Genomic DNA, 12,966 nt, shown 5'->3' with positions numbered 1-12,966 from the left:
GTATGTGGATGCTGCGGGTCAGGACTTCGGTTTGTCGGTCAAAAACTTGCCGCCCGGCGCATTCGCATTGCGCTGGCGGCGCGTGTTGCCATCGAGACCACCTTCAATCGCCCATTCGGCAAAGACGGTCGGTCCGGGCTCGAAATCGCGCGGCTGCCAGTCGGCGTCGAGCTGGTCTTCATCAGCGTAATACTCGATCAGCCCGCCGGCCGGATTGCGGAAGTACCAGAAGTAGGCCGACGAGATTGGATGTCGTCCAGGTCCGAGCTGCGTGTCCCAGCCCTGGCGCGCCATGTGCATGCCGCCGCCGAAGACCTCGTGGATATCGCGCACCGTGAACGCCACATGGTTCAGGCCGGCGCGCGCTTCTGGCGTTTGCAGCAGGAACAGGTCGTGATGGCCGCCTTCGGCCGCGCAACGCAGGAAGGCGCCGCGACCCGGGTAATGGTCGGACGGCACGAAGCCGAAGTTTTCGCAGTAGAACGCTTCGCAGGCCTTGACGTCCTCGACAAAGAACACCACATGACCGACTTCGATCGGCGCGGCGCGTTCGTAGGCCGGGCTGCGCTGATTGATGCGTGGTCGGTGCGACCAGGTATTCATCTCAGCACATTCGACCTCGATCTCGCGCTTCTTGGTGACCTGGAAACGCACAGCCAGACCGTTCGGATCGGTACAGCCGACGCGCGTCCCATCGCTCACGTAACCGGGCAGCCCGGCGATGCGTGCCGCAAAACGCTGCAGCACTTCGGCGGTTGACACGCCCCACACCACTTCGCGCAGCGTCGGCCCGGCTTCGATCGCCGGCGGCAGGTCGGGATCATCACTGCGTTTGACCAGCACGCGGCAGCCGTTCTGCGTTTCGTACGCCAGCAATCCTTCATTCTCTTCGACCAGGCTCATACCCCAGTCAGCAAAGAAGCGCTTGCACAGAGGCAGATCGTCCGCGCCATAGGTAATTTCGTCGATACCCAAAACGTCCATCAAATATTCTCCTCGCCAGCCCAAGGCAGCGGCTGTTCGTTCATGCCCCAGTAGAGGCTCTTCTGTTCCATGTATTGCAGGATGCCGAGCCGGCCCTTTTCGCGTCCGAGGCCGCTGTCGCGCCAGCCGCCAAACGGGGTCGAGATCGAAAACTGCTTGTAGGTATTGATCCAGACATTACCGGCCTGTACCGCGCGGCCGAATCGCCAGGCCTTCTTGTAATCGCGGGTCCAGATGCCAGCAGCGAGCGCATATACGCTGTCGTTGGCCTGTTCGATCAAATCGTTTTCGTCGCTGAACGGCATCGCCACCAGCACCGGCCCGAAGATCTCTTCCTGGCAGATGCGCTGGTCGTTGCGCACGTCTTCGATGATGGTCGGCAGGTAGTAATTGCCGCGATCGAATTGCGCGCCTTGCGGGCGCATGCCGCCAGTACGCAGGCGGCCGCCGTCCTCAATACCCAGCGCGACATAGGATTCAATCGATTCGCGATGACGCGCCGTGATCAGCGGGCCGACCTGCGTGCGCTCGTCGGCCGGGTCGCCCACCCGCAACGCAGCGGCGCCGGCAGCCAGGCGTTCCATGAAGGTGTCGTAAATGCCATGTCCGACAAACAGGCGCGAACCGGCGATACAGGATTCGCCGGACGAGCTGAATATTCCGTACAGCACGCCGGCCACCGCGTGATCCAGATCAGCATCCTCGAACACCATGGTCGGCGACTTGCCACCCAGTTCGAGCGACACCGGCATCATCTTGTCGGCAGCAATATGCGCAATATGCTTGCCGGTGCTGGTGCCGCCGGTGAATGACACGCGGCGCACCAGCGGATGAAGCGTGATGGCGTCGCCGATCACCGAGCCCTTGCCGGGCAACACGCTGATCAGGCCCTTGGGCACACCTGCTTCTTCGCAAATCCTGGCAAGTTCCAGCGCCATCAGCGGCGTCACTTCGGCCGGCTTGACCACCACCGCATTGCCGGCGGCGAGTGCCGGCGCCATCTTTTGCGCTTCGCTTGCGATCGGCGAATTCCACGGCGTGATCGCCGCTATCACACCCATGGGCTCGTACACGCTCATGGTCAGGTTGTCGCCGCGGCTAGGTGTGATGGTTTCTTCCAGCGTCTCGCAGGCGGCAGCGAAGAACTGGAACGTGGCGGCGGCGCTGCCGACCAGGTTGCGTGTTTCCGTGATCGGCTTGCCGTTGTCCAGGCGCTGCAGCTGCGCCAGTTCCTCGCCGCGTTCGCGGATCAGTTGCGCCACGCGGTACAGCACGGCGGCTCGTTCGTGCGGCTTGCGCTGCGCCCAGCCGCTGGTGCGAAAGGCCACATCGGCACCCTGGATCGCTTCTTCCACGTCGTCGAGGCTGGCCGCGTTCAGGTAAGCCACTGCCTCACCCGTGGCCGGGTACAGCGTGGCGTAGCGGTCGCCCTGCCCCAGGCGCCAGCGGCCGGCGATACAGATGGGAAGTGTTTGGTTCAGATTCATGTCAGCCTTCGATCAATATAAGTTGGCTCAAATCGACAATGCATGTGCGCGGTTGTTGAGCGCGCGCACCACGCTGAACACCGTCAATGCCGAGGTTTTAGGGTTGGCCACCAGCGGCTTGCCCCGCATGGTCAGCTCGAAGCCGCCGAATGCGCCTTTGGCTTCCACGTGATGCACGTTTTCCGTGACCGCTGGATCGGCCAGCAGGCGCACCTGCGTATGATCCAGCCCCAGTCCGGCCAGTGCCAGCGTGGCCGCGACGTTGGCATTCTTTGGATACAGCCGTGCGGCTTCGCGCGCGCTGCCTTCAAAGATCACGGTGACGCCGTCCAGTGCATCGAGCGCGAACAGCGCTTCCGCCGGCGTGTCTTTCCAGGCGCCAGGCGGCTTGCGCCCGGTGTAGACCACCGAATCGAGCCCGCCGATCTTGGCCGCCGACAACGCGTCGATCGCGCCGATGGCGCCAGACAGCAATTGCACCTGCGTCTTGCCGCGTCGAGCCGCCTGTTCCAGACGTTCGGCCAGGCCGGGTTCGCACAGCGCGCCGATTGACACCACCATGCAGGCAATGCCGCGTTCCAGCGCCGGCAGGATATGTTCTTCAATCGCCCCATGACCGGCACATTCAATCAGCAGGTCGGGGCGCACTCCGTCATAGTCCAGGCGCACGGCGACCCGCGCCTGCGGCGCCAGCGCGCGCACCATCGGGCCCGCGCTGGCGAGTGCCGCTTCCGGCACGATGACGACGTCGAACACGACCTCCGGATCGCTCTTGAGTAACTCCATAACACCGGCGCCGATAGCGCCATAGCCGATCATCGAAACGTGCAACATATCTTTCTCTCCTTAAGCTGTTGCAGGTTCGTCGACCTTGACCGGCGGGCCGGCAAAGGCGGTCTTGAAGCTGCCGATCGACAGCATGTCGATTTCAAGCAGAAACGGGCCGGGTTCGGCCAGCGCGCTACGCAAGCCGGCGCCGACATCGGCCAGATTGCTGATGCGAGCATGGCGCAGCTGGAGCGACTGCGACAACATCGCGTAGTCCGGCGTATGCAGGTCGACGTAATGACGGCGGCCACCGTACTGCGCGTCCTGGATGTTCTTGATCACGCCATAACCTTTGTCATTCATCAGGACGATCACCATGTCGGCACGTTCCTGCACTGCGGTTGCCAGCTCGCCCAGGTTCAGGATGAAGCCGCCATCGCCGGCCAGACAGAACGTTTTCTTGCCGGGTGCGGTCTCGGCGGCGCCCACTGCGGCGCCGATCGCCATCGCCAGCCCCTGCCCGATGCCGCCGCCCAGTGCATGCACGCCGGCCAGCGGATCGAAAATGCGCAGGAAGCGGTTGCCCCAGGTGCTGTTCGACACCGTCACATCACGGACCCAGTTGAAGCTGCGGCCGGCAGCTTCCTGTAGGCGCGATACCAGCGCGCTGTATGGGCCAAGGCCGTCGACCAGGCCGGCGACCGCAGTGTCGCGCGCCTTTTGCAAGTCGCCAATGAAAGCGGGATCGACCTTCATTTTTCCTTCCAGGCGATCGGCCAGGCCTTGCAGCGCCAGCGCAGCATCGCCGCAGAGGAAGGCATCGCTCTGGTAGCAGCGGCCTTCTGCGGCCGGATCGGCATCGATCCGGAACAAGGGACGCGGCAGCTTCAGTTCATATTTCAGTGTTTCGTTGCCGCGCAAACGGGAACCGACCACCACCATCGCATCGCAAGTTTGATAGAAATTTTCCACCGGCTTATGCAGGTTGAAGGCGCCCAGCGAGCGCGCGTCATCTTCCGGCACCACGCCTCGGCCTTGTGTCGTCGTCACCACGCCGAAGCCCATGTTCATCAGGCGCTTGACCTGTGCACTGGCACCGCGCGTTCCGCCACCCAGCCACAGCAGCGGACGTTTTGCTTTCATCAATTTCTCGGCCAGTTCATCGAGCGCTTGCTCGGACGGGGCCTGGCACGCGATCGCCAGCGGGCGCAGATCGGCCGGCATGGTGATCAGTGCAGCCTGGATGTCGATCGGGATTTCTACGCTGACCGGGCCCATCGGCGGCGTCAGCGCGGTTTGCACCGCCAGCTTGATGGTGCTGATCGCAGTATCCACGCTGCGGATGCGGAAGGCCGCTTTCGAGACGGCTTTCAGCATCGTCAGCTGATCCGGCGCTTCATGGATATATGACAGACTCTGGTCGAGGTAAGGGGTTTCGATCTGGCCGGTCAGGTGCAGCAAGGGCGTGCCGGCGGTGAGTGCTTCCACCATGGCGCCGGAGGCATTTCCGGCGGCAGTGCCGGTACTGGTCAGGCAGACACCGAGGCCGCCGGTGGTGCGCGCATAGGCATCGGCCATGTTGGTACCGCCCGCTTCGCCGCGCGCAGGCACGAAACGGATCTTGCCGCGCTCGCCCAAGGCGTCGAGGATCGGCATGTTGTGAATCGAGATCACGCCGAACGCCGCCTTGACGTTGCACTGTTCTAGAAAAGCTGCAATGGCGCAGCCGACGGTAATTTTGTTTTGATTAGGCATGGCGGGAAAGTCCTCCTGAAACATCGATATGGCTGCCTGTTGTGTAAGAAGAAAGCGGCGTCGCCAGAAACACGATCGCGCGTGCCGCTTCCTCTGGGAGGCCGAGACGGCCGAGTTGAATCTGTTTTTTCTGCGCCAATTGGGCGGTCCATTGCTGCCACGACAGCGCGCGCTCCTGGTCCGGCCGGGCCTCGTAACGGCGGCGCCATTGACCGGATTCGACCAGGCCGATCAGGATCCCGTTGACGCGGATCTGGTCGACGCTGAATTCGGTTGCCAGCGCGCGCACCAGGTTGTGCACGCCGGCCCGGGCGGCCGAGGTTGCCACCATGTGCGGCTCCGGCTGCACCGCGAGCAGTGAATTCACACAGACGACCGCGGCATCGGGCGCGCGTTGCAGCTGCGGCAGGAAGGCCCGGGTCGGATGAATGACGGAAAAGAATTTGAGCTGCAGTTCTTCCAGCCACGCCGCATCGTCGGTGTCGGCGAAGGTCGAGATACGGCCCTGGCCGGCGTTGTTGATCAGGATGGAGACGGTGCCGAGCGCCTGCTCGACCTGGGCAGCGAAATCGCGCACCTGTTGCGGCGCCAGCACGTCGCATACCGCGCTCAGGATGCGGCTGTCGGGAAAGCGCTGGCGCAGACCCGCTTCGGCCAGCGCGAGACGCTCCGCATTGCGACCGCACAGCGCGACCGCAGCGCCGGCTTCGAGCAGCAACTCGACGGTTGCCAGCCCGATGCCGGCAGAGCCGCCAGTCACGACCGCGACTTTACCGTCGAGATTGATCATGCGCATGGTGATTACCTCCGCCACAGGTTGACGACCTTGCCCGATTGTTCCGGTGCATGGTCGAGCAAACGTGACAATTCACTGGCGCTGCCACGCACGTGGCCCACGATACCGTCCAGCTGGCTGGCCTCGATGTGCGGCGCAGGGATGGTCGCGCCGAGTGCGGCCACGACCTTGCCGGTATGGTCGCGCACCGGCGCTGCCACGGTCGATATGCCGCGTTCGAAGAAGCCCTCTTGCAGCACATAACCGCGCTCCATATCTTGCTGCACGATGTTGAACAATTCGAGCACGGTCTTCGGCGTGTTTTCGGAGAACACTTCCAGATGATCTTCGGGATACAGCTCGCGTAACTGGTTCAAGGACAGATCTTGCAGCAACACGCGGCCGAGTACCGTCGCATGGGCCGGCAGCCGCGTGCCGACGTTGACCGAGCTGACGAAGGCGGTCGGCGTGACGGACTTGGCGACGTATACGATGTAACGGCCGTCACGCACCACCAGGTTGCAGGAATAACCGATTTCATCGCGCAGGCGTTCCAGCAGCGGACGGCCGATCTCGGTCAGCTCAAGCGAGGCCAGATATTCGAAGCCGAGGCGCAGCACGGCCATGCCGAGACGGTAATCGCGGCCGCCTTCGGAGCGCTCGACAAAGCCCATGCGCTCGAGCGTGGTCAGCAAACGGAACACTGTCGAACGCGGCACGCTCAGGCGCTTTGCCAATTCCGGCGCGGACAGGGTCTTGTCCTGGCGATTAAATTCGCACAGCAGGCGCAGACCTCGCTCGAGTCCTGGAACGGCGTATTTTTCCTGCGTATCTTCTTCTGGCAGCTCTGGTTTGGTCATGATTTTTCCTGTTGAATTTGTTAACTATCAATCCTGGCGAATCGCGGCAGCTACCGCGTCGGGCTGTTCGACGTAACAGGCATGGCCGGCTTCATCGATCAACGCGAACGGCAGCGCGAATTGCGTCGCCAGTGCCCGGCTGTCTTGCGGCGTGGTGATCGCATCGGCACCACCGCAATACACGGCGCCTGTAACACCTACCGGAGCATAGTTTTGGATTGCGTCGCCGCACAACATATGCACCGCTTGCGTATATCCGGCGGGGTCAAGCTGCTGCATGTTCCAGCGCACCCAGGCGCGTGCCGCGTCGCTTGCTTGCGGCGACAGCATGCGACCGGAACGATGCTCGGCCATGCCGCTCACGCCCATGTTTTCCAGCGCGGCCAGGCGATCCTGCGCTACCTGCTGTCCCTGCGCGCGCCTGGCGGCGCTACCGTAACCCTGTGCAGGGCTGAGCAACACCAGCTTCGACACGCTTTCGCCATGCGCCGCGGTATACGCTGAAGCCATGATCGCGCCGAGCGAATGGCCGACCAACACGCAGCGCTTGATGTCCAGCGTTGTCAGCAACTGGTGCAGGCGCGCCGCATAATCCGCAGCGCGCGGCAGCGCATTGGCCAGTGGCGAGGAACTTCCGTATCCCGGTGCATTCCATGCGATCACCTGCGCCTCGTGCGCCATTCTCAGCGCGCAAGGCAGCCAGGACGCTGCGCCAGAGCCGATCCCGTGCAGCAGCACGATGGCCGGACCTGTTCCGCAGGTACGGTAAGACACGACGCCGCCGTCCACCGCGATGCGACGCTCGGGGAAGCGTTCGTCCAACAGGGACATGGCGTCCTGCAGGTCGTCACGGCGGACCGCGGATGCGCAAGCGGTCGTCATATCAGCCACGCTTGATCTTGGTCAGCGGGCTATCCGGCGGATAGGTCGGCGTGACCGGTGTGTTCGAGCCGAGCATCACGCACATCAGCGCATCTTCTTCGCCGATGTTTATTTCCTCGCGGTACACGCCAGGCGGAATCGACACCACATCGCGGTCGGTCAGAATGGTTTCGTAGCGCTCGCCGTCCTTTTCCAGCACCAGCTTGATCTTGCCGCGCAAGACGAAGAACACTTCTTCCACATCGATGTGCAGATGCGACGGTCCTTCATGCCCGGCCGGAATGATCATGGTGGAGAAGGTGAAATGTTCCGACGGAATCGTGTTGCTGTCGGTCGCCACGCCGGTGCCGCCAGTGCCGATATAACGCATTTGCGCGCGGCGGTATTTCGGATCGTAATCGGCCTGGAACTTCAATGCGTTCCAGTCATACTGGCGTGTCGAAAAACGGGCCACGCGAGTATTCATCCAGTCTTCAAAACTCGCGCCCGCCGGCTGATCCCAGCTGCGCTGGATTTTCAATTGTTCTGAAACATCGCCCATCGTTAGCTCCTTGGATTAAATTAATTCATGACAAAGCCGCCGTTGACGGCAAGCACTTGTCCAGTGATAAAACGGGAAAGGTCGGACAGTGCAAACACCACTGCGCCGGACACATCGTCGGGCAACTGGAGGCGCTGCAGCGCGCGCCCGTCCTGATAGGTGCGATAGCGCTCTTCCGGCACGTATTCAGTCGCTTCGACCCGCGTCAGACCGGGCGCGACCGCATTCACGGTGATGTTATCGGCGCCGACTTCGCGCGCCAGCGAGCGTGTCATGCCGATCAGCGCGCTCTTGCTGGCCACATACGCCAGCAGGTTCGGCGCGCCCCACAGTGGCGTGTCGGAAGCCAGGTTGACGATGCTGCCGCGGCCGGATGCGCGCAGTGCCGGGAGACAGGCATTGGTGATCAGCCAGGTGCCACGCACATTAACCGTCATCACCTTGTCCCACAGCGCGATATCGAGTTGCTCGGACGAACGGCCGCCGGAGTTCGTGACCGCTGCGTTATTCACCAGGCCGTCCAGTCCGCCCAACTGTTCGACCACGCTCCGGGCGCAGGTGTCGATCGATTGTGGATCGGCCAGGTCGAGCAGATAGCCGTGCACCTGCAGGCCGCGCCGGGTCAGCTCGGCCACGCTTTGGCGCAGGTTCTCTTCCAGGATGTCAGCCATCGCAACGCTGGCGCCGGCTTCCGCGATCGCGGTGGCAAAGGCCAGACCGAGGCCGCGCGCGGCGCCGGTGACCAGCACCCGGCGTCCGGCTAAAAGTTGGTTCAATGCAGGCATGGCGGCGCTTCCTTATTTGGTGGTAGTGGTCGCTTTGGGCAGGTAGTGCAGAACGCGGCGTTCGGCCCAGACCACGGCGCCGTATGTGACGATGCCAGTCACGGTCAAGGCGCAGATCGCGACAAACACCGCCGCGGTATTGCCTTGGCCTTCGCCGTCGACCAGCAGGAAGCCGAGGCCCTGGTTGCCGCCGACCAGTTCGCCGACCGTGACGCCGATCACCGCCAGTGTCGAGGCAATGCGCAAACCAGAGAACAGCGCCGGCATCGCGGAACGGAATTCGACCAGATGGAAGATCTGCCAGCGGCTCGCATTCAAGGTGCGCACCAGGTTGACCATGTCCGGGTCCACCGTGCGGATCGCGGACAATACATTGATCATTACCGGGAAGAACACGATCAGGATCGCGACGATGATCTTCGGATAGATGGTGTAGCCGAGCCACATCACGAACAATGGCGCGAAGGCGACTTTCGGCGCAATCTGCAGCGCCAGGATGTAAGGCGACAGCATTGCTTCGGCGCGCGGCGATAGGCCGAGCGCAACGCCGACCGCCAAGCCGAGCAGCGAACCGAGCAGAAAGCCGACCACTACTTCCAACGCGGTAATGCCGAAATGGCCGAGCAGGTTGCTGTTGCTCCACATCACGCCGGCTTCTTGCACCACCCTGCTAAAGCGGGGCAGAATAAATTCCGGCATGCCGAGCCAGCCCGGGCCCCATTCCCACAGCGCCAGGAACAGCGCCAGCAGCAGCAAGCTGCCGGTGACAGTCTTGGCCTTGTCATTAAACGAAGGACCGCGTTTTGCTGGTGCTGGCATGACCACATTGTTTGCTGTAGTTGCGGTTTCCATTATCGATCTGTCCCGACGAATTGATTGGTGTACAGATCTTTGACCGGCGAGGCTTTGCTGACGATGCCTTCGCTGACATAAAATTTCTGCACGTTCTCCATGCGCGCCGCATCGATCTGGCCTAGCGGCTTCTGGTTCGCATATACATGCTTGCGATACAGATTAAAAATTTGTTCGATGCTCGCTTCCTTGCCTTTATACGAAGGCACGGCCTCGACATAACTTGCAGCTGCGGCTTTCGGGTCCTTCATGATGTCTTCCATGCCGCGCAGGGTGGCGCGCACTAGGCGCTTGAGCAGCTCGGGCTTGTGTTGAATGGTGTCGTCGGAAGCGAGAATCGCCTGCGCCATGCTCTTAAAGCCATTGCTCTCGATGATGTCGACCTTGGCGCCGGCATCGGTGGCGCTGACAATCCAGTCCGGCACACCGGCAAACCCGGACGCTTTGCCGCCGGCAAACACTTGCCAGACGCCTGACGGACCGGCGGCCTGGATCGATACATCGGTCTTGCTCAGGCCGATGCCGCGCAGGTTGCCCAGCAAAGCGTAATAGGTGGTGTCGGTATACGACATCACGGTGACCGTCTTGCCCTTCAAATCCTGCAAGGATTTGATGCCTTCATTCTGGTGCACGCCGACCATGGTCAGCGAGCCCGCGCCCAGCACCGCAATCGCCTTCACCGGCACGCCGTTGGCACGCACGATGATCGGCGTGTCGCCGATTGCACCGCCGATCAAAGCATTGCCGGCGCCAATCTGTTTTGCCACATCGACGCCGCCCTTGGCAGCGACGAAATTGATCTTCAGGTTTTCGTCCGCGTAATAGCCTTTTTGCTGCGCGATCATCCAAGGCGCAAATGCGGGGGTATTCGGCGGCGCCGGCAGCAGGTAAGTTATTTCCTCCGGTGCGGCATGCGCGAGAGGCGCCACTGCTGCTGCCGCCAGTGCCAACGTGCAGCAGAGAGATGCGAGAGGTTTATTCATGCTCATGTTCACTCCTGGTTAGTTTCTTAAATACGCATTTGGATGCGCTTTGATTGGGTATGCGACGGCTGCGCCGCCTTAATGCAGCTCGGCGCTTTCTTCCTTGCCCACTTTCAGCAGTTCCATCAGGCGCCCCTGCAAGGGCCCGATTTCCGGCAGCTTGCGGCGCTCCAGTGGGTTGTCGCGATACGGCAGATCGACCACGATTTCTTCGATGATGGTGCCGGGACGCTCGCTCATCACGAGCAGACGGTCGGACAAGGCGATCGCTTCGACCAGATCGTGGGTGATGAACAGCGCGGTCTTGCGTTTTTCATACAGCATCTTCGCCAGGTCTTGCTGCAACACCATCTTGGTCTGTGCATCGAGTGCGGAGAATGGTTCATCCAGCAGCAATACCTGCGGGTCCACCGCCAAGGTGCGCGCCAGCGCCGCGCGCTGCCGCATGCCGCCGGACAGCTGGTACGGGTAATGCTCTTCAAAGCCTTTCAAGTGACACTTGGCCAGCAGCTCGTCGGCCACGCGTTGTCGTTCGCGCGGTGCGACGCCATCGATTTCAAGGCCCAATGAGACATTGGCGCGGATGGTACGCCATGGCATCAGCAAGTCTTTCTGCAGCATGAACGCGACTTTGCGCACTGGCTTGGTGACGAGCTCGCCACTCACATAGACTTCGCCCGCGCTCGGCAAATACAGACCGGCGCCCATGTTGAGCAAGGTGCTTTTGCCGCAGCCGGATGGTCCGATAATCGAGACCACCTCTCCGCTGCGGATGGAAATATTGACATTGGTTACCGCGGCACGTGGTTCAGATGTCTGCCGGTCGAGGAAGCTCTTGCCAACTTTACGGAATTCGATTTCGATCATGATGTCTCTGACTCGTTAATGTTGATGCTCGAAAGCTAAAGCGGGGATGCCTGCTGTGAGCGGTGATTCAAACTACCTGGCCAGCCACTTCTTATCGCCACAAAGAAGCATTGTTTGTTTCACATACGAAACACTGATTCATATATGAGCGGTTATGCGATTGAAATATAACAGATATTCCGGAAAATGCCAGCGGTTTGTTTTAAATAAAAATCGTTGTTTTATATATGGAACAAGATGCGGTTTGGAGGCAGGCGCTGGATCCAAGTGTTCGCGCCGGTTGAACATGGCTCCAGCGCAATATCACGCTCTAATCAATCATCGAAACATAGCAACGTCCATGCATGAGTCGCCCGACGCTTCCAGGCCTAAGAATTAGGTTAAATGGAGGTGTCATGAGTGCAAACCGGTATACAGAAGGCAGAAGATAGAAGAATTCAAGGTCGGAAGCGGTCAAGCAGGTCAGCGGTGACATCCCGGTGCAGTAGTGGCCGCTCGGCTCGGCGCGAGCGCCTACAGTGGGCTTATGCGCATTTGCTGTGGACATACTTATGCATGACCAAGTGCGACACCCACCCGGCTCACGATGGCGCTCCCAATGTGGCGTTCATGGCGATCGTGATCATGATGGCGTTCCGAATAGCTACGACCGCGCTACCGCACAGAAGCCCAATGCATTACGATATCGCCAAGCACCTGAAGGCCGGATGGGACGTTTCTTACCTCGGCCCGCTTCTGGGCCTCTGGTATAAAGGCCTTCATGCGATTGCCCTGGATTTTGCGGGGATTGATGTAAGCTTTTCCTCGCGTTACGACAACTTCTCTGCAGTGTGATCCATATGTTCCAATCGATCCCCGTTCCGATTCGCAAGGAGTGCCCACCCGGTGCCTGCACATGTGATCGGGGCAGCCTATTGAATGACCCTTACGGCGATAGTCGCATACTGATGTTGACATTGGAGGAAGAGAAAAAACTCATCGCGCGGATTGACAATATTTCCAGCTATGCTGACTTGAGGCACATCGAAGAACGCATGCAATCACAGCTGGGCATTGTCCTTCAGATCACTCCAAGTATTCGCGAAGTACGCACGGTGCGTGGCTTTAGCATCCAGCTTATAGAACGCCCCGGGCTTTGCAGGAAGACGCGACAATCCATTCCCGCAGCCATTCGCAGGTGTCTCGAGAAGAATCCGGACATTGTCTATGCCATCCTTAACGCGCGCGACCTCCTTGGTGCTGGCTAAACCAGGGCAAGTCCCCTCTCGAAATGCAGGCTGACAGTTTTCAGTTGGCCGGCGCTTGACCTATGAATCATCTGGACGGCCGCCGGCCTGGCTTTTACACTTCTGTCGGTTCAGCCATCTCCACAGCAGGAAAGACGAGACGGGTTACCGGCTTGCGGCTGAACTGCTCAAGACCTGGGA

General features: G+C 60.9%; 14 protein-coding genes. 2 read left to right on the top strand and 12 right to left on the bottom strand.

Annotated elements, in window-relative coordinates:
- Positions 1-18 precede the first annotated feature (18 nt).
- The 12 genes from ACFOFO_RS15760 to ACFOFO_RS15705 form a co-directional block, all read right to left on the bottom strand.
- Complete coding sequence (locus ACFOFO_RS15760) at positions 19-984, bottom strand: VOC family protein (protein ID WP_390331974.1); 966 nt, start codon at positions 982-984, stop codon at positions 19-21.
- Positions 984-2,471, bottom strand: a complete 1,488-nt coding sequence (locus tag ACFOFO_RS15755) for an aldehyde dehydrogenase (RefSeq protein ID WP_390323971.1) — start codon at positions 2,469-2,471, stop codon at positions 984-986. Before ACFOFO_RS15755 ends, ACFOFO_RS15760 begins: the two co-directional genes overlap by 1 nt.
- 27 nt (positions 2,472-2,498) lie before the next feature.
- On the bottom strand, positions 2,499-3,305 hold the full coding sequence (locus ACFOFO_RS15750; RefSeq protein ID WP_390323969.1) for an aspartate dehydrogenase: 807 nt from the start codon (positions 3,303-3,305) through the stop codon (positions 2,499-2,501).
- A 12-nt stretch (positions 3,306-3,317) separates the two neighbouring features.
- Positions 3,318-4,994 (bottom strand): thiamine pyrophosphate-binding protein, encoded by a 1,677-nt coding sequence (locus ACFOFO_RS15745; RefSeq protein WP_390323967.1) that lies wholly within the window; start codon positions 4,992-4,994, stop codon positions 3,318-3,320.
- Positions 4,987-5,790, bottom strand: coding sequence for an SDR family oxidoreductase (locus ACFOFO_RS15740; protein WP_390323966.1), 804 nt, complete (start codon positions 5,788-5,790; stop codon positions 4,987-4,989). The genes ACFOFO_RS15745 and ACFOFO_RS15740 overlap by 8 nt, the downstream gene beginning before the upstream one ends.
- Positions 5,791-5,795: 5 nt before the next feature.
- Positions 5,796-6,629, bottom strand: coding sequence for an IclR family transcriptional regulator (locus ACFOFO_RS15735; RefSeq protein ID WP_390323965.1), 834 nt, complete (start codon positions 6,627-6,629; stop codon positions 5,796-5,798).
- Between the two features lie 27 nt (positions 6,630-6,656).
- The gene (locus ACFOFO_RS15730) at positions 6,657-7,460 is read right to left on the bottom strand and encodes an alpha/beta fold hydrolase (protein ID WP_390323964.1); all 804 of its coding nucleotides are present in this window, start codon (positions 7,458-7,460) and stop codon (positions 6,657-6,659) included.
- A gap of 52 nt (positions 7,461-7,512) precedes the next feature.
- Positions 7,513-8,052 (bottom strand): cupin domain-containing protein, encoded by a 540-nt coding sequence (locus ACFOFO_RS15725; protein WP_390331973.1) that lies wholly within the window; start codon positions 8,050-8,052, stop codon positions 7,513-7,515.
- A 20-nt stretch (positions 8,053-8,072) separates the two neighbouring features.
- Complete coding sequence (locus ACFOFO_RS15720; RefSeq protein ID WP_390323962.1) at positions 8,073-8,837, bottom strand: SDR family oxidoreductase; 765 nt, start codon at positions 8,835-8,837, stop codon at positions 8,073-8,075.
- A 12-nt stretch (positions 8,838-8,849) separates the two neighbouring features.
- Positions 8,850-9,656: an ABC transporter permease gene (locus tag ACFOFO_RS15715; protein WP_390323959.1), complete on the bottom strand. Its 807-nt coding sequence runs from the start codon at positions 9,654-9,656 to the stop codon at positions 8,850-8,852.
- A gap of 32 nt (positions 9,657-9,688) precedes the next feature.
- Positions 9,689-10,672 (bottom strand): ABC transporter substrate-binding protein, encoded by a 984-nt coding sequence (locus ACFOFO_RS15710; protein WP_390328029.1) that lies wholly within the window; start codon positions 10,670-10,672, stop codon positions 9,689-9,691.
- A gap of 78 nt (positions 10,673-10,750) precedes the next feature.
- A complete protein-coding gene (locus tag ACFOFO_RS15705) occupies positions 10,751-11,539 on the bottom strand; it encodes an ABC transporter ATP-binding protein (protein ID WP_390323958.1) in 789 nt (262 codons plus the stop codon).
- 555 nt (positions 11,540-12,094) lie between these two features.
- Between ACFOFO_RS15705 and ACFOFO_RS15700 the strand changes: the two genes are divergently transcribed.
- Together ACFOFO_RS15700 and ACFOFO_RS15695 are read left to right on the top strand one after the other, a co-directional pair.
- Entirely contained in the window at positions 12,095-12,373 is a 279-nt protein-coding gene (locus ACFOFO_RS15700; protein ID WP_390323956.1) for a hypothetical protein, read from the top strand.
- Between the two features lie 113 nt (positions 12,374-12,486).
- Positions 12,487-12,786, top strand: coding sequence for a hypothetical protein (locus ACFOFO_RS15695; protein WP_390323955.1), 300 nt, complete (start codon positions 12,487-12,489; stop codon positions 12,784-12,786).
- The last annotated feature ends 180 nt before the right edge of the window (positions 12,787-12,966 follow it).

It is taken from the genome of Pseudundibacterium arcticum, from assembly GCF_042646465.1.
Taxonomy (GTDB): Bacteria; Pseudomonadota; Gammaproteobacteria; order Burkholderiales; family Burkholderiaceae_D; genus Undibacterium_A; species Undibacterium_A arcticum.
Note: the sequence above shows the minus strand (reverse complement) of the source record. Positions and strands in the feature narration are given on the sequence as shown.